General features: G+C 67.5%; 16 protein-coding genes and 1 riboswitch. Of the genes, 9 read left to right on the top strand and 7 right to left on the bottom strand.

Annotated elements, in window-relative coordinates; translation table 11 throughout:
- Positions 1–53: 53 nt before the first annotated feature.
- Entirely contained in the window at positions 54–809 is a 756-nt protein-coding gene (locus I6N89_RS11350) for an IclR family transcriptional regulator (protein WP_268957302.1), read from the top strand.
- An 18-nt stretch (positions 810–827) separates the two neighbouring features.
- Here the strand turns inward: I6N89_RS11350 and I6N89_RS11345 are convergent, their stop codons facing one another.
- Genes I6N89_RS11345 through I6N89_RS11335 form a run of 3 tightly spaced genes read right to left on the bottom strand, consistent with a single transcriptional unit; the run spans position 828 to position 4,414 of the window.
- Entirely contained in the window at positions 828–1,769 is a 942-nt protein-coding gene (locus tag I6N89_RS11345) for an NAD(P)-dependent oxidoreductase (protein ID WP_207018561.1), read from the bottom strand.
- 47 nt (positions 1,770–1,816) lie between these two features.
- The gene (locus I6N89_RS11340) at positions 1,817–3,301 is read right to left on the bottom strand and encodes an aldehyde dehydrogenase (RefSeq protein WP_207018560.1); all 1,485 of its coding nucleotides are present in this window, start codon (positions 3,299–3,301) and stop codon (positions 1,817–1,819) included.
- A 15-nt stretch (positions 3,302–3,316) separates the two neighbouring features.
- Entirely contained in the window at positions 3,317–4,414 is a 1,098-nt protein-coding gene (locus I6N89_RS11335) for an AbrB family transcriptional regulator (RefSeq protein ID WP_207018559.1), read from the bottom strand.
- Between the two features lie 287 nt (positions 4,415–4,701).
- Between I6N89_RS11335 and I6N89_RS11330 the strand changes: the two genes are divergently transcribed.
- The 7 genes from I6N89_RS11330 to I6N89_RS11300 all read left to right on the top strand — a co-directional run bounded on the left by I6N89_RS11330 (position 4,702) and on the right by I6N89_RS11300 (position 10,693).
- Positions 4,702–6,081: an aminotransferase gene (locus I6N89_RS11330; protein WP_207018558.1), complete on the top strand. Its 1,380-nt coding sequence runs from the start codon at positions 4,702–4,704 to the stop codon at positions 6,079–6,081.
- Positions 6,082–6,240: 159 nt separating this feature from the next.
- Positions 6,241–6,341, top strand: a riboswitch (TPP riboswitch).
- 54 nt (positions 6,342–6,395) lie between these two features.
- A complete protein-coding gene (gene thiD / locus I6N89_RS11325) occupies positions 6,396–7,199 on the top strand; it encodes a bifunctional hydroxymethylpyrimidine kinase/phosphomethylpyrimidine kinase (RefSeq protein ID WP_207018557.1) in 804 nt (267 codons plus the stop codon).
- Positions 7,196–8,173 (top strand): FAD-dependent oxidoreductase, encoded by a 978-nt coding sequence (locus tag I6N89_RS11320; RefSeq protein WP_207018556.1) that lies wholly within the window; start codon positions 7,196–7,198, stop codon positions 8,171–8,173. The genes thiD and I6N89_RS11320 overlap by 4 nt, the downstream gene beginning before the upstream one ends.
- Positions 8,157–8,351: a sulfur carrier protein ThiS gene (gene thiS, locus I6N89_RS11315; RefSeq protein WP_207018555.1), complete on the top strand. Its 195-nt coding sequence runs from the start codon at positions 8,157–8,159 to the stop codon at positions 8,349–8,351. Before I6N89_RS11320 ends, thiS begins: the two co-directional genes overlap by 17 nt.
- Before the next feature lies 1 nt (position 8,352).
- Positions 8,353–9,123 (top strand): thiazole synthase, encoded by a 771-nt coding sequence (locus I6N89_RS11310; RefSeq protein WP_207018554.1) that lies wholly within the window; start codon positions 8,353–8,355, stop codon positions 9,121–9,123.
- Complete coding sequence (locus tag I6N89_RS11305) at positions 9,120–9,716, top strand: thiamine phosphate synthase (protein WP_207018553.1); 597 nt, start codon at positions 9,120–9,122, stop codon at positions 9,714–9,716. Before I6N89_RS11310 ends, I6N89_RS11305 begins: the two co-directional genes overlap by 4 nt.
- A complete protein-coding gene (locus I6N89_RS11300; protein WP_207018552.1) occupies positions 9,713–10,693 on the top strand; it encodes a HesA/MoeB/ThiF family protein in 981 nt (326 codons plus the stop codon). The genes I6N89_RS11305 and I6N89_RS11300 overlap by 4 nt, the downstream gene beginning before the upstream one ends.
- Before the next feature lie 49 nt (positions 10,694–10,742).
- Here I6N89_RS11300 and I6N89_RS11295 read toward each other — a convergent pair whose 3' ends face one another.
- The 3 genes from I6N89_RS11295 to I6N89_RS11285 form a co-directional block, all read right to left on the bottom strand.
- Positions 10,743–12,086, bottom strand: a complete 1,344-nt coding sequence (locus tag I6N89_RS11295) for a cytochrome P450 (protein ID WP_207018551.1) — start codon at positions 12,084–12,086, stop codon at positions 10,743–10,745.
- Between the two features lie 480 nt (positions 12,087–12,566).
- Positions 12,567–13,412, bottom strand: coding sequence for a fumarylacetoacetate hydrolase family protein (locus tag I6N89_RS11290; protein WP_207018550.1), 846 nt, complete (start codon positions 13,410–13,412; stop codon positions 12,567–12,569).
- A 23-nt stretch (positions 13,413–13,435) separates the two neighbouring features.
- Entirely contained in the window at positions 13,436–14,173 is a 738-nt protein-coding gene (locus I6N89_RS11285; protein WP_207018549.1) for an SDR family oxidoreductase, read from the bottom strand.
- 119 nt (positions 14,174–14,292) lie between these two features.
- On the opposite strand from I6N89_RS11285, the gene I6N89_RS11280 reads away from it, so the two are divergent.
- The gene (locus I6N89_RS11280; RefSeq protein ID WP_207018548.1) at positions 14,293–15,666 is read left to right on the top strand and encodes an FAD-binding oxidoreductase; all 1,374 of its coding nucleotides are present in this window, start codon (positions 14,293–14,295) and stop codon (positions 15,664–15,666) included.
- On the opposite strand, the gene I6N89_RS11275 is transcribed toward I6N89_RS11280, so the two are convergent.
- Positions 15,663–16,448, bottom strand: a complete 786-nt coding sequence (locus tag I6N89_RS11275) for a hydroxypyruvate isomerase family protein (RefSeq protein WP_207018547.1) — start codon at positions 16,446–16,448, stop codon at positions 15,663–15,665. The two genes, I6N89_RS11280 and I6N89_RS11275, sit on opposite strands and share 4 nt — an antisense overlap.
- Positions 16,449–16,462: the final 14 nt, after the last annotated feature.

Below are 16,462 nucleotides of genomic sequence, written 5' to 3'. Positions count from 1 at the left end.
TATTCGGTCCAGCAAGAGCGCAATAATGTGTGTAATCGCAAAAGGATTGGGCGATGAGTGACGCCGGGAACGGATATAAAGAGCCACCGAAGCTCAAGACAAAAGGCGTGGAAGCCGTCGATAAGGCTCTGAGAATAATGAGCCTTTTCGGGCGCGGCGCCAACCGGCTCTCGCTTGGGGACATCAGCGAGCGCACCGGGCTGGTCAAGAGCTCGGCGCTTCGGCTTTTGGTGTCGCTCCAGAAGGCGGGCTATCTGACGATGACCCCGGACAAGCTCTATATCGTCGGGCCAGAAGCGTTTCGCGTCGGCCATATTTACCAGCAGACCTTCAGTCTCGAAGGCATCGTGCGGCCGGTTCTGAAGAAGATGGTGGATGAAACGCGCGAAAGTGCCTCTTTTTTCCGCCGCGAAGGCAACAAGCGCGTCTGCGTATTCCGCGAAGACTGCGATCAGCTGCTGCGCGAGCATGTGGCCGAGGGCGACGCCGTCGATATCGACCGCGGCGCGGCCGGCCACGTTCTCACCGATTACGACGATCTGCGCGGCGACACCCCGGCGACGCTCGACGTGCTGCACGAGATCCCCGTCGCCTCGGTCGGCGAGCGCGGCCCCGGCATCGGCGGCATTTCGGTGCCGATCTTTGCCGCCAGCGGCGAAATCCTCGGCGCGCTGGTGATTTCCGGCCCATCCATGCGCTTCACCGAAGAGCGCATGCAGGAGATGTCGCCTCTCATCCTGGCAGCGGCGGCCAGCATCGGCGAGGCGCTGGGCTCCGAATTCTATTCGGCCTGGCCCATGCGCCTCTGACGCGGGCGCGCCCCGGTCTCAATAACCTCGGGCGAGATCCACGATATCCTGCATCGGCGCCCCGCTGACAAACGCCTCAAGATTTGCCTTGGTCTTCCGGTCGAAGCGCTCGCGCTCCGCCCCGCCGATATAGGAGACATGCGGCGTCAGCAGGATATTGGGATGGGTCCAGAAGGCATGGCCCTCCGGCAGCGGCTCCGGCGCGGTCACATCCAGCGTCGCCCGCCCCATCCGGCCGTCCGCCAGCGCGCGCAGCAACGCCGCGTCGTCGACCAGCCCGCCGCGTGCCACGTTGATCAGATGCAGCCCCGGTTTTGCCTGCGCCAGCAGCGCGTCATCGAGGATCCGGTCGGTCTCGGCGGTATGCGGCATCGCGAGAAGCAGATGATCGGCGCGCGAGACGACCTCCTGAGGGCTGGCACAGGGGGTGACCCCTTCGGGCACCCTGCCCCATGCACCGCGCCGGTTCACCAGAATTTCCATGCCGAAGGCGCGTGCCCGCGCCACGGTCTCGGCGCCGATCGCACCGTAGCCCAACACCCCGAGCACACGGCCCTCCAGCGTGCCGAAGCTGCGCGCGCCCCAGTCGTCGGGACCGGTGGCCCGGGCGCCGACAATGTCCCTTTCCGCCACCAGCATCGCCGCCAGCACATATTCGGCGATCTGCGGCGCGGTCAAACCCCGGCCGTTGGTCACGATCACACCGTCCAGCAGCCAGCCGGGATAGGCCTCGATCCCGGCGGAATAGGTCTGAACCCATTTCAGCGCGGGCCTGTGCGCCCGGTCGGGCGCCTTCGGCCAGGCCTTGAACGCGGCGGTGACAAGCACTTCCGCCTCGGCCGGAAAGGTCCAGGGGCGATCTTTTTCAAAATGATTGATCACCCGCGGCTTGCAGGGCTGCGCCGCCAGCATCGCGCCGAACGCTTCGTCGATCTGATTGACGATCACCGGGCCGGTCACGGCATACTCCTTCTCATGGCGGATCTCAGGTGGGCATGCCGGCCGAACTATAGCGGAAACGGGTATGCCACCTCATCGGCGAGGTTGAGCCAGACGCTCTTGACCTGCAAGTAGTCGCGTATCATCTCCATGCCGCCTTCGCGTCCCAGCCCGGACATCTTGTAGCCGCCGAATGGCGAGATCTGCGAGCCGCCCTTGTAGCTGTTGACCCAGACCGAGCCCGCCTCCAGCGCGGCGGCGACCCGGTGCACCCGCGAGATGTCGCGGGTCCAGATGCCGGCGCCGAGCCCGAAATCGCTGTCATTGGCGAGGGCGATCGCCTCCTCCTCGGTCTCGAACGGAATCACCGCGAGCACCGGACCGAAGACCTCTTCACGGGCGATCCGCATGTCGTTCCAGACCCCGGTAAAGATCGTCGGCGCCACAAAAAGCGCCTCGCCCCCCGACGGGTCTGAGACGGGCGCGCCGCCGATGGCGGTGGTGGCGCCGTCCTTCTTCGCCCAGCCGATACAGGTCATGATACGGTCGAACTGCGCCGGTGTGGCGACCGGGCCGATATCGGTATCGGCCGACATCGGATCGCCAAGCCGGATCTTGCCCGTCAGCTCGACCGCGCGCGCCACGAAGGTTTCCATGGCCGAGACATGCACCAGCGCGCGCGAGCCCGCCACGCAGCTTTGCCCGCCCGAGCCGAAAATTCCCGATACGATCCCACGCGCGGCCTGCTCCAGGTCGGCATCCGCAAACACCAGGTTCGGCGACTTGCCGCCCAGCTCAAGGCTCACCGGGCGCAGCTTTTCCGCCGCCGCCACATAGGCGGCGCGACCGCCGGTGACGCCGCCGGTAAAGGCGACCTTCGCCACGTCCTTATGCGCGGTGAGCGCCGCGCCCACTTCCGCGCCGAGCCCGGTCACGACGTTCAGAACCCCGGCGGGCAAGCCCGCCTCCTGCGTCATCAGCTCGGCGAAGCGCAGCGCCGAGGCCGAGGTAAATTCCGAGGGTTTCACCACCGCCACATTGCCCGCCGCCAGCGCCGGTGCCAGCTTCCAGGCAAGCAGCATCAGCGGCGAGTTCCAGGGCGTGATCATCGCGATCACCCCCAGCGGCTCATGCAGGGTGTAGTTCATCTGGCCAGGCTTTTCGGTGGGCAGCACGGCGCCGTTGATCTTGTCCGCAAGCCCGCCATAAAAGCGATACCACTCTGGGATGCGCTTCACCTGCCCCAGCATCTCCTTGTAGGTCTTGCCATTGTCGCGCACCTCGATGCGGGCGAGTTCCTCCGCATGAGCCGCCACGACATCGGCCATCGCATGGAGCATCGCGCCGCGCTGCGGCGCCGTGAAGCGCGACCAAGGCCCCTCGCGAAAGGCGCGGCGCGCAGCGCTCACAGCGGCCTCGGCATCCGCCGCGTCAGAGCGCGCGATGCGCCCCCAGACCGTGCGGCTATAAGGGTTTTCGCAGTCGAGATAGGTGCCACTCGCGGGTGGGCAGCCCCTGCCATCGACAAAGTTGGCAAGCGTTTCGATGCTCATGAGATCGGTCCTTTTTCAGCGCGGGCCGCCCCCGCCGTGCCGCAGCCTGCGGTTCAGGAGGTGCCACAAGGGTTCAAGCGTCAGATTGGCGATAAGAATGCGGGTCAGGTGAAAGCTCAGCACCAGCGGCACCGACACGCCGAGGCTGCCGGCCGCCACCGTCATCTCCGGCATCCCGCCCGGAGACATGCCGAAGAGCAGCGGCGCGCGGTCGAGGCCGCTGACCGCGGAGACCACCAGCGCCGCCACCACCAGCGCCGCCGTCAACAGCACCGAGGCCAGCACCGAGGTCATGACCAGCCGCATCGAGCTGCGCAGGAACTCCGGCGACATGCGCGCGCCCAGCGAGACCCCGAGGATCAGCTGGCACAGCAGGATCACCCAATGCGGCAGCGGCACCGGCTGGAGCGCGGTCTGTTGCAGCACGATGGCCAGGAGACATGGCGCGATCATCCAGGGATTGGGCAGGAAGCTGTAGCGCGCCAGATGCGCAACCCCCATGCCCGCCGCCAGCAACAGGGCGATCCAGGGCAGATCGGCAAGCGCGAAAGGCTGGCTCCGCGCCGCCGCGACCTGCGCAGCTCCGGCGGCATGATCCGGCATCAGGAAGGTCAGCAGGAAAGGATAGATCAGCACGACGACCGCAAGGCGCACGGTCTGCGACAGGGTCACATGCGCCTCCGAAGCGCCCGCGCGCTGCGCCTGCACCGCCATCAGCACGACCCCCCCCGGCACCGCGCAGAAAAAGGCGGTCGCCGGGTCAAGCCCCGCGCCGCGCGTATAGAGGCGGATCAGCAGCAGCCCGACCAGCAAGGTGGCAAGCGCACAAAAAGCGATCAGCGGCAGAAAGACCGCCACCTGCGCCATCACCTCGGGAGTAAAGCTCTGCCCCAGCGACAGCCCCAGAACCACCAGCCCGTAGGAGCGGATCTTGTCGATGCGGACGCTCACCCCGGCCCAGGCGAACCCGGCGCTGACCACCATGGCTCCGATCATCCATGCCAGCGGCAGCCCCAGCGCATCGGCGACGGCGCCGCCGGCCGCCGCCAGCGAAAAGACCAAGAGTAACAGCATGTAACGCGGCAAAAACGCCTCCATCCCAACCCGGGGCATGCTACGGTTCGCTAGGGTGAGATGGCATAAATTCCACCCAGTAGAATGCTCTTCTAATTAATAGAACAACCTTTCCCACCGATGACAAGCGGCAAACCGCCACGGCAGAGCAGGCACGAGAGCACTGCCCAGCGCGCCGGCATCTCAACGGCTATGAGGCGAACCCGCGCTGAAAACCGCTTGACGCTCCAAAGGTAGATAGTTCTATTGATAAAAATACCATTCTACTGAATGGAATTATCTTGCACACTCTCCGCCCCCGCCCTCCCGGTCTGAAAGGATGGATCATGAACAAACCGCTCCCCAACTCGACGGCCGCCATGGACGCGGCGCATCAGGTCCACCCGCATACCGATCTGCGCGCACATCTGAAAACCGGCCCCAGCGAACTCTTTGTGCGCGGCGAGGGCATCAATGTGTTCGACTCCGACGGCAAGGACTATATCGAAGGCGCCGCGGCACTGTGGTGCTCCTCGCTGGGCTTCGGGTCGGAACGGCTGGGCAATGTGGCCAAGGAGGTGATGACCAATCTCGGCTATTACCACAATTTCCGCGGTTCCGGCACGCCGCAGGCAGCAGAGCTTTGCGGCAAGCTCGCCGATATCGCCCCCAACGGCATGGACAAGATCCTGCTTCAGTCCTCGGGCACCGAAGCCAACGATACCGCGCTGAAACTGGTCTGGTACTACTGGAACAGCCAGGGCGCGCCGCAGCGCCGCAAGATCATCTCGCGCAACGAGGCCTACCATGGCACCGGCACGCTGACCTCCTGCCTGACTGGCAAGGTCAAGTTCCATGACGGCTACGGCCTGCCCTTCGACGGCTTTCACTACGTCACGATGCCCTATCACTACCGCATGGCAGAGCCCGGCGAGAGCGAAGAGGAGTTCTCCACCCGCTGCGCCGAGGAAATCGAGGCGCTGATCCTGCGCGAGGGTCCGGAGACCGTCGCCGCCTTCTGGGCCGAACCGGTCCTGGGCTCCGGCGGGGCGATCACGCCGCCCAAAGGGTATTTCGAAAAGATCCAGGCCGTTCTCGACAAATACGGCGTGCTCTTTGTCGCCGACGAAGTCATCTGCGGCTTCGCCAGAACCGGCGAGATGTGGGGCACGCAAACCTATCAGCTCAAACCCGACATGATCTGCTGCGCCAAGGCGCTTTCCGCCGCCATGGTGCCGATCTCCGCCGTCATCATCGGCGACCGGGTGTTCGAGGGCATGATGGCGCAGAGCGACAAATTCGGCTCCTTCACCCATGGCTATACCTATAGCGGCCACCCGGTAGCCTGCGCCGTGGCCTCCGAAGTGCTGACGATTTACCAGGAGATGGACCTCGTCAACCATGTGAAGGCGCTGGAGCTCGGATTTCTCAAGGGGTTCCACGACCTCGCCGATCATCCGCTGATCGGCGATGTGGATGGCATCGGTCTGATCGGCGCGGTGGAGGTCGTGGCCAACAAGGACACCAAGGCGATGCACGCCCCCGAGCTCAAGGTCATGCCGATGCTCGACCGGCTGACGCGCAAGCACGGGCTGATCACCCGTCTGATCGGCAATCGGATTGCGCTGGCCCCGCCGCAGATCATCACCGCGCCGGAGGTTGAGGAGATGTTCACCCGCCTGCGCGCGGCGCTCGACGAATGTCTCAAAACGCTCCCGGCCGCCTGACGCCCGCGTTTCGCGCTCCCGTCTCCTTTTGATCCCGGCCCGCGGCACGCCTGTGCCGCGGGCCGAACGCGCTGCGGCCAGTCGTCCCGCAGGACGGGCATGCGAGAGCGGCCCGCCCGACACAGGTTGCGGGCTCGTAAGATGGTTGCTAAGCATTACGGGAATCCGTTGGGGTGCCCTGCTCGGGGCTGAGAGGCGAAAGCCAACCCATCGAACCTGATCCGGGCAATACCGGCGTAGGGAACGGAGTACGATCTTGCGCGGCTTTTGGCCGTTGCCCGATCCGCCTCCACCCTTCTCTGGTGGAGGAAACGATGACGCCGCACCCATCCGCACTTACCATCGCCGGCTCCGACAGCGGGGGCGGCGCGGGCATACAGGCCGATCTCAAGACCTTTTCAGCGCTTGGCGTCTACGGCACCAGCGCCATCACCGCGATCACCGCGCAGAACACCCTTGGTGTCTTTGCCGTCGAAGCCATGCCGCCCGCCCTGGTCATCGCGCAGATCGCGGCGGTGCTCGACGACATCCGCCCGCAGGCGATCAAGATCGGCATGCTGGCCTCGTCCGAGGTCGCCGCCGCCGTCGCCGATGCGCTGAACGGCTACGGCGGACCGGTCGTGCTGGACCCGGTCATGGTCGCCAAATCGGGCGACATGCTGCTGACCGAAGACGCCCGCACCGCGCTGGTGACCCGCCTTCTGCCACGCGCCGATGTGCTGACACCGAACCTGCCCGAAGCCGCGCGCCTGCTGGGGCGCGACCAGGCCGAAACCGCCGCCGAAACCGAAGCGCAGGGGCGCGACCTGCTCGCGCTGGGGGCGAAGGCCGTGGTGATGAAGGGTGGCCACGCCGAGGGGCCGACCTGCATCGACCGCCTGATAGGCGCCGACACGATTCTCACACTGGAGCAGCCACGGCTCGCGACCCGCAACACCCACGGCACCGGATGCAGTCTCTCCTCGGCCATCGCGGCGGAGCTGGCCAAGGGGGCAACCGTCGGCGACGCAGTCGCGCGCGCGCAGGTCTGGCTGCACGGCGCAATCCGCGCGGCGGACGGGCTCGGCATCGGCGCCGGTCATGGACCGGTCCATCACTTCCACGAGGTTTGGGCATGACCCGCGCGACGATCCTCGGCGCCGGCGTGGCCGGGCTCTGTGTGGCGACGGAGCTGATCGGACGCGGCTGCGCGGTGACGGTGGTCGATCCGGCGCCAGAGCACGGTCCGCACGCCTGCTCTTGGTGGGCGGGCGGGATGCTGGCCCCGTTCTGCGAGGGCGAGACCGCCGAGGAGCCCGTGGTCCGGCTTGGCCGCAAAGCCGCCGACTGGTGGGCGCGGCAGGGCGTTCCGGTGATCCGCCAAGGAACCCTCGTCGTGACGCTCGGCCGCGACCGACGGGAACTCGACCGCTTTGCACGGCGCGTCCCCCAGCACAGGCGGCTCGATGGCGCGGCGCTTGCGGCGCTGGAACCCGATCTGGGCGGACGTTTCGAGCGTGGCCTTCACGTCGCGGAGGAGGCGCATCTCGACCCCCGCGCGGCCCTGCGGCATCTGCGCGAAAGGCTCTCGCAAGCCGGGGCCGTCTTCGCCTCTGCGCCGGCGCCCGGCGCGGGCCTGACAGTCGATTGTCGCGGGCTGGCGGCGCGGGACGTGCTGCCGGATCTGCGCGGCGTCAAGGGCGAGATGGCGGTGCTGCGCAGCGCCGATATTCGGCTCTCCCGCCCGGTCCGGCTACTCCATCCGCGCTTTCCCCTTTACGTTGTGCCCCGGCCCGGCGGACTGTTCATGCTGGGCGCCACGCAGATCGAGAGCGACGACCGCCGCCGCAGCGTCCGGTCCGTCCTCGAACTGCTCTCTGCCGCCTACGCGCTGCACCCGGCCTTCGGCGAGGCCGAACTGGTGGAGATCGGCGCCGATGCGCGCCCCGCCTTTCCCGACAACCTGCCGCGCCTGTCCCGGCGCGGCGACACCATCCGCGTCAACGGCCTCTTCCGCCACGGTTTCCTGCTCGCCCCCGCACTGGCGCGCATGGCGGCGGAGATGGCCTGCGACGGGACAACACCGGAGTTGATGCATGCAGATCATGGTTAACGGATCCCCAACCGACGTAGCGGCGGCCACGCTTGCGGCGGTTCTGGACGAGCTCGGCTACGGCGGCGCGACGGTCGCCACCGCCGTGAACGAAGCCTTTGTGCCTGCCACGCGGCGCAATCTGGCGCTCTCACCCGGCGACCGGCTCGAAATCGTCGCGCCGAGGCAGGGAGGCTGAGATGCGGTTTTACGGAACAGAGATCGCCTCGCGACTGATGCTGGGCACCGCGCAATATCCCTCGCCCGCCGTGCTGGCCGAGGCTTTCCGCCGCTCCGGCGCCGGGATCGCCACTGTCTCCGTGCGGCGCGAGGCGGGTGGCGAAAAGGCCGGCGCTGCCTTCTGGGATCTGGTGCGTGAGCTGGGCGTGTCACTTCTGCCCAACACCGCCGGGTGTCATTCGGTGCGCGAGGCGGTCACGACGGCGCAGATGGCACGCGAGCTTTTCGGCACATCCTGGATCAAGCTGGAAGTGATCGGCCATACCGACACGCTCCAGCCCGATCCCTTCGCGCTGGTGGAGGCGGCGCGGATCCTCACCGAAGAAGGGTTCCAGGTCTTCCCCTACACCACCGAGGATGTGGTGCTGGCCGACCGCCTGCTGAATGCGGGCTGCGAGGTGCTGATGCCCTGGGGCGCGCCCATCGGCACCGGGCTGGGGCTCACCAACATCTACGGGCTGCGCACCCTGCGCGCGCAGTTCCCCGATGTGCCGATGGTCGTCGATGCCGGGCTCGGGCTGCCCAGCCAGGCCGCCATGGCGATGGAGATGGGATATGACGCGGTGCTGCTGAACACCGCCGTCGCAAAGGCGGGCGATCCGGCGGCGATGGCCGAGGGCTTTGCCCGCGCGGTCGAGGCCGGACGGCTGGCCTTCGAGGCCGACCCGATGGAGCCGCGCGACATGGCCGCCCCCTCCACGCCGGTGATCGGGAAAGCCTTCCTGTCATGACGCTGGATCGTTTCTATCCGATTTTCGACGGCGCCGACTGGCTGGAACGCATGCTGCCGCTGGGCGTGAAGCTGGTGCAGCTGCGCATCAAGGACAGGCCCGAGCCGGAGCTGCGGCGCGCGGTGGTGCGGGCGCAGGCTTTGGCCCGCGCGCATGGCGCGGTGCTGGTTGTGAATGATCACTGGCAGATCGCCATCGACGCGGGCTGCGATTGGCTGCATCTGGGGCAGGAAGATCTCGACGACGCCGACCTGCCCGCGATCCGCCGGGCCGGTCTGAAACTCGGCATCAGCACCCATGACCGGGACGAGCTGGACCGGGCGCTGTCGCTGGCGCCGGATTATGTGGCGCTCGGGCCGGTCTGGCCGACGATCCTCAAAAAGATGAAATGGGAACAGCAGGGGCTCGACCGCGTCACCGAATGGAAAGCGCTGATCGGCGAGATCCCCCTTGTCGCCATCGGCGGGCTGAGCGTCGCGCGCGCCGCAAGCGCCTTTGCCGCCGGGGCCGATATCGTGTCGGTCGTCACCGACATCACTCTGAACGCCGACCCCGAAGCGCGTGTCAGAGACTGGATCGGGGCCACGCGATGAGCCGCTACGCCCGCCAGATCGCAGTACCCGCATTCGGCGCCGAGGGGCAGGCCCGTCTGCGCGATGCGCACGTTCTGGTCGTCGGCGCGGGCGGGCTCGCCGCGCCGGTGCTGCAATATCTCGGAGGCGCCGGTGTCGGGCATATCCGGCTGGCCGATCCCGACGTGGTGGAAGAGACCAACCTGCACCGTCAAACGCTTTTCCGCGCGGCTGATATCGGCGTTCCCAAAGCCCGGTGCGCCGCCGGAGCGATCTCCGCGCTTAACGCCGAGTGCCGCGTCGAGCCGGTGGTTGCCGCGCTCGATCCGGCCAATGCGGGCACGCTCTGCGCCGGGATGGATCTGGTGCTCGATTGCGCCGACAGCTTCGCCGCAAGCTACATCCTGTCGGACATCTGTCACAGCAACACGCAACCGCTCGTCAGCGCCTCCGTGATCGGGCTCGATGGCTATGCCGGGGTCTTCTGCGGCGGCGCCCCAAGCCTGCGGGCGGTTTTTCCGGATCTGCCACAACATCTGGGCTCCTGCGATACAGACGGCGTGCTCGGCCCGGTGGTGGGGATCGTCGGCGCGCTTCAGGCGCAGATGGCGCTGGCACTTCTGGCCGGGATCGCGCCCTCGCCACTCGGTCAGCTCGTCACCGTCGATGGCGGCAGCCTGCGTTTCGGAGGATTCCGCTTCTCCGACGCGCCGGAACCCGCGCGCCGCCCGGCCTTTCTGGCAGCCTCGGAAATCCGCGCCGGCGATTTCGTGGTGGATCTGCGTGCCGAAGACGAGGCCCCGCTGGTCTGCCCGGCAGCGCTGCGCCTTCCGGTAGCGGCCTTCGGCCCCGGCGGACCGCTGCCCGCCTCGGGCCAGCGCGCCGTGCTCTGCTGCCGCTCAGGTCAACGCTCCTGGACCGCCGCCGCGCGGCTGGCGGAGGTCTGGGACGGTGAGATCTGCCTCGTCGCCCTGGGCGCGCCTGCGGCAGTGGGCTGAGGAGGTGCGCGCCCTGCCCTTGCCTTTCAAGCGGCCTGCCGGTCCGCCTTCAGAGCGGCGCGACCTCCAGCATGACGCCGGGATCGGGGCGCACGGTCATGTGCATGACGGGCTCGGGGCGCGGCCCCTTCGGCAAGAAGCGGTAGCGCGATAGCAGCGTGGCCAGGATGATCCCCGCCTGCATCATGGCAAAGTTCGCCCCCACGCAGATCCGTGGCCCGGCGCCGAAGGGCAGATGCAGGTAGCGGTCTCTCTGCTGGTCCGGAGCAAAGCGCATCGGGTCGAACGCGTCCGGCCTCTCCCAATATGTCTGATGCCGGTGCAGCGCCCAGGTGTTCACGAAAATCGTCTCGCGCGGACGGATCTCGCGGTCGTAGAGCGTATCGGCCTCGCGCACATTGCGCGCCAGCATCCCCACCGGCGGGTAAAGCCGCATGGTCTCGTCGAGGATCGCGGTGATGCCGGGCATGCGGTCGAGCGCCTCGTGACCGCAGGGGCCGCCCTGCAATACTCCCCGCGCCTCTTCCCGCGCGCGATCTTGCGCCGGCGGATCATGAGCCAGCAGGTAGAGCGCCCAGGCCAGCGACAGCGCCGTCGTCTCGTGACCCGCCACGATGAAGAACTGCATGTTGTGGAGCAGATCGCGCGGCGACATGGTCCGCCCGCTTTCCGGATCGCGCGCGGCGAGCATGTGATCGAGCAGATCGTCGGCCCCGCCCGTCGCCTCGCGCCGCCGCGCCTCGATGGCGCGGGCCACCATGCTGTGCATGGTCTTGACCGCACCGCGCCCGAAAAGCTCGGCCGGGCGCGGCACCCAATGCGGCACCTCCAGGAAATCCAGCAGCGAGGCGCGGCCGACGGTGAGGAAATAGCGGGTGATGGCCTCGCCATAGGTCTCGGCATCGAAATGTTCGCGCCCCGAGAGCGCCACGTCGCAGATCACATCGAAGGTGGCCGAGAGCATTTCGGTGACCATCTCGGCGCTGTCGGCACGCGCGAGCCGCTCGCAGGCGCGTTCGGCGGTGGCGGTCATCATCGGCGCCAGCGCCTCGACATTGCGGGCGGCAAAGACCGGCGCGATGGCGCGGCGCTGCCAGCGCCATTGCGCGCCCTCGGAGGTGAACAGGCTGTCGCCCACCGCCGGGCGCAGCATGCGCAGCATGACTTCGGATTTCGGGTAGTTTTCGACATTGTCGAGAAACAGCCGCTTCATGCCTTCGGGGCCCTGCACCATGTGCCAGCGGGCGTGCCCCGTGGTGCCGGTGACAATAGGCTGGGTATAAGCGATGGCCGGAATGATCCGCAGCACGTTGCTGCGGGCGGCCCGGAGGCTTGCCAGCATGCCCAGAGGCTCAGTCGCGGGCTCGATGCGGGGCGGCAGCTTTTGTGTCATGACCCATCCTTGCTTGGATGAGGAAAAGCTATTCCCTTTCACGATGCGATCAAGCCACCGCCTGTTGACAGAATAGCGGCGGGGGAAGTTTGCGCCCCGCTCATGGCCATGGCCCCGTCAGCGACACGAGCGGAGGCGATACAGCATAGGATCGACCGGCAACCAGGTTTGACGACCGAGCGATTGCGGCGCAGATCTCGATGACGATCCGGGGGGGAAGAAATCCGCGCGCGGTCAGTAAGGATTTTGCCCGAGAGCCTTCCGCGCTTTAAGCCGGTTGGGGCGCGAAAGACGGCGGAGCGCAAGAGGCGTATGCGAATTTAACATTTTAAAGAAAATGTTTAGGTAAAAATCCGCGAATTCGGGAAGCTGGAAACGGATGCCAGCCATACGGATTTATCTCCACCTTCACACGGTCCTTTCTTCAAAAATCGCTCGCGGCTTTTTCGGCGTCCCCCCCGTGGCGCTGCCCTGTTACGCTCACTCTGCCGCAACGACATTCTGATTCTGCTCGCCCAATCCTTCGACCCGCAGCGCCAGAGTGTCGCCCGGGCGCAGGAAGCGCGGCGGCTTCATGCCGAGCCCCACGCCCGAGGGCGTGCCGGTGGCGATGAGATCGCCGGGCAGCAGCGTCATGAAGCGGCTCATATAGGAAATGATCTCCGCCACGCCAAAGATCATGTCGGAGGTGTCGCTCTCCTGCACCCGCGTGCCGTTCAGATCCAGCGACAAGGCCAGCGCCTGCGGGTCGGGCACCTCGTCGGCAGTCACCAGCCAAGGGCCGCAGGGGCCAAAGCCCGGGGCCGACTTGCCCTTGATCCACTGGCCGCCATGCTCCATCTGCCAGGCGCGCTCCGACAGGTCGTTGACGGTGCAATAGCCCGCCACATGGGCAAGCGCCTCCGCCTCCGAAACGCGCTCGCAGCGGCGGCCGATGACCACGCCCAGCTCCACCTCCCAGTCGGATTTCTCCGAACCCACCGGCAACACCACCGGGTCGTTCGGGCCGGACAGTGCCGAACTGGCCTTTGAGAAGAGAATCGGCTCCTTCGGCGGTTTGGCCCCGGTCTCGGCGGCATGGGCCGTATAGTTCAGCCCGATGCAGTGGAAATTCGGCACCGAGGCGAGGCAGGCACCGATCCGCGTCTCCGGCGCGATCACCGGCAGTGCCGAGGCGTCGAGCGCCCGGATCTCCGCCAGCGCCTCCAGCGATACGCCCTGCCCGGCGAAATCCGGCACGGTGCCGGAGAGATCGCGAACCTGGCCGCCATCGTCCAGCAGTGCCGGCACTTCCGCGCCGCGCGCGCCCACTCGTAGCAGTTTCATCTCAGGTCTCCTTCTGCGGTTCTTCAGCCCCGGCCGATGTAGGGCATCGCGGTGGCCATCACCGTCACGAACTGCACATTGGCGTCGAGCGGCAGCGTCGCCATATGCAGCACGGTCGAGGCCACATGTGCCGCGTCCATAAGCGGCTCGGCGGCGATCTCGCCATTGGCCTGCGGCACCCCCTGCGCCATCGGCGCCGCCATATCGGTCAGCGCATTGCCCACATCCACCTGGCCGCAGGCGATGTTGAAAGCCCGCCCGTCGAGGCTCAGCGACCGGGTGAGCCCGGTGATCGCGTGTTTCGAGGTCGTATAGGGCGACGAGCCCCAGCGCGGCACATGCGCCGAGATCGAGCCGTTGTTGATAATCCGCCCGCCCTGCGGATCCTGTCGGCGCATCCGGGCAAAGGCGGCGCGGGCGCAGAGGAACATGCCGGTGATATTGACCGAGGAGAGCGCCAGCCAGTCCTCCACCGGGATTTCGTCGATGGGGGCGCCCTTGAGGAAGATGCCGGCATTGTTAAACAACGCGTCAATCCGCCCCCAGCTTTCGACGGCGCGGTCGAACCCCGCCTCGACCGCCTGCGGGTCGGAAACGTCGAAGGGCAGGATCAGCGCGTTCGGATCGCCATTCGCGGTCTCGCGCAGCGGCGCCTCGCGGCGCCCGACCAGCGCCACACGCCAGCCCGCGTCGAGAAAGGCCCGCGCGGTCGCCCGACCGATGCCGCTGCCCGCGCCGGTGATCACGATACTCTGCCTCATGGCTCTCCCCCTTGCTCCCTCACCGCCCCGGCGCTCACTGGCGTCCGGGGCGACATTTGCCTCACCTTCCCCGGCTGATATAGCGATTGCAAGCGCCTTCCCGGCGCCCCGGAGATCCCATGACCGCCTTTGACACCCTCGACCACCTGCTCGGCGCACGCTTTGCCACCGGCCTCGCCGCGCGCCGGCAACATGCCGGAAACGAAGCGCATTACGACGAGGCGCTGCCCGATGCGGTGGCCTATCCCGAAACCGCGGAAGAGGTGGCGCAGATCCTGCGCGCCTGCGCGGCGGACGGGATTCCGGTGACGGGTTTCGGCACCGGCACCTCGCTGGAAGGGCAGCATCTGGCGGTGGACGGCGGCATCAGCCTCGATTTCTCGCGGATGAACCGGATTCTGGCGATCCACCCCGAGGACATGAACGTCACCGTGCAGCCCGGTGTGACACGCAAACAGCTCAATGACGCGCTGCGTGCCACGGGGCTGTTCTTTCCGGTCGATCCCGGCGCCGACGCCAGCCTCGGCGGCATGGCGGCGACGCGGGCCAGCGGCACCACCGCCGTGCGCTACGGCACCATGCGCGAGAACGTGCTGGCGCTGGAGGCGGTCATGGCCGATGGCAGCATCATCCGCACCGGCAGCGCGGCGCGGAAATCCTCTGCCGGCTACGATCTGACGCATCTACTGGTGGGCTCCGAGGGCACGCTGGGGCTGATCACCGAGCTGACGCTGAAGCTGCATGGCCAGCCCGAGGCGGTGGCGGCGGCGACCTGTCATTTCGGCGATGTGACGGCGGCGGTGGATTGCGTCATCGCGACGATCCAGAGCGGTATCCCGATGGCGCGGATCGAGCTGGTGGACGAGATGATGGTGCGCGGCTTCAACCTGCATGCGGGCACCGGCCTGCCCGAGCGCCCGCATCTGTTCGTGGAATTTCACGGCGGGCCGGCTGCGCTGGCCGAGCAGGTGGCGGGGTTTCGCGAGCTGGCGGCGGAGGCGGGCGCCGAAGGCTGGCAGGAGGCGGCGACCACCGAGGCGCGCAGCGCGCTCTGGGCGCTGCGCCATGGCGCGCTGCCGGCCATCGGCGCGCTCGATCCCGGCGCCGGCAAGCGCACCTATTCCACCGATGTCTGCGTGCCGATCTCGCGGCTGGCCGAGGCCGTGGCGCTGGCCCGGCAGGAGGCCAGCGCGCGCGGGCTGATCTGCACCATCGTCGGCCATGTGGGCGACGGCAATTTCCATTGCGGGCTGCGTTTCGATCCAAAGGATACCGATCAGGTGGCGCAGGTTCTGGCCTTTTCGGGCGCGCTGGCCGAGGCGGCTTTGCGGCTGGGCGGCACGGTGACCGGCGAGCACGGCATCGGGCTGGGCAAGCAGAAATACATGGATGCCGAGCATGGCGCGGCGCTCGACTGGATGCGGCGGATCAAGATGAGCTTCGATCCGCAAGGCATTCTAAACCCGGGGAAAATGCTTCCGTCGGCGATCTAGACGGCGGCCAGCGCCGCGCGCAGACGGGGCAGCCATCCGAGCCCGGCCCGCGTATCGCCGCCGCGCGGGCGGTATTCCGCCCCGACGGCACTGCGATAGCCCGCTGCGCGGAAGGCCGGCAACAGCCGCTCGTAGCAGATCTCTCCGCCATCCGGTTCGCCCCGGTCCGGCACGGCGGCGATCTGCACATGTCCGATCAGCGGCAGATGCGCCTCAAAGCGACGGATCAGGTCGCCGCCTTCGATCTGCGCGTGATAACAGTCGAATATGATGCGGAGATTGTCCCGCCCCAGCGCCACCACGGTTTCGGCGGCCTGCTCGACGCTGTGCAGGTGATAGCCCGGAACGTCGCGCCGGTTGATCGGCTCGATGAGCACGCCCATGCCCTGCGCGGCGGCGAGATCGCAGGCATGGGCCAGCGTCTCGCGAAACGCCGCTTCCGCCCCATCGCCGCCGCCGCTGCGCCCGGCCATCACATGCACATGCGCGGCGCCGATCTCTGCCCCATAGGCCACCGCCTGCGCCACCGCCGCGCGCGCGTCATCGCGGCGCCCCGGCAGCGCGGCCAGGCCGAACTCTCCCGCCGCCAGATCGCCCGGCGCGGTGTTCAGCGCCAGCATCTCAAGCCCGGTCTCATTCAGCGCGGCACGCAGCGCCGCTGCGGGGATGTCATAGGGGAAATGGCACTCGACCGCATCGAACCCGTCGCGCGCGGCGGCGCGGATGCGGGCGGGCAGCGGCAGATCGCTGTAGAGAAAGCCCAGATTGGCCGAGATGCGCATGACCGTCCTCCTCG

Origin of the sequence: Salipiger abyssi (assembly GCF_017311415.1) — a bacterium.
GTDB classification, from domain to species: domain Bacteria; phylum Pseudomonadota; class Alphaproteobacteria; order Rhodobacterales; family Rhodobacteraceae; genus Salipiger; species Salipiger abyssi_A.
The sequence above is the reverse complement of the archived record's forward strand: the minus strand, read 5'-3'. Positions and strand labels throughout refer to the sequence as shown.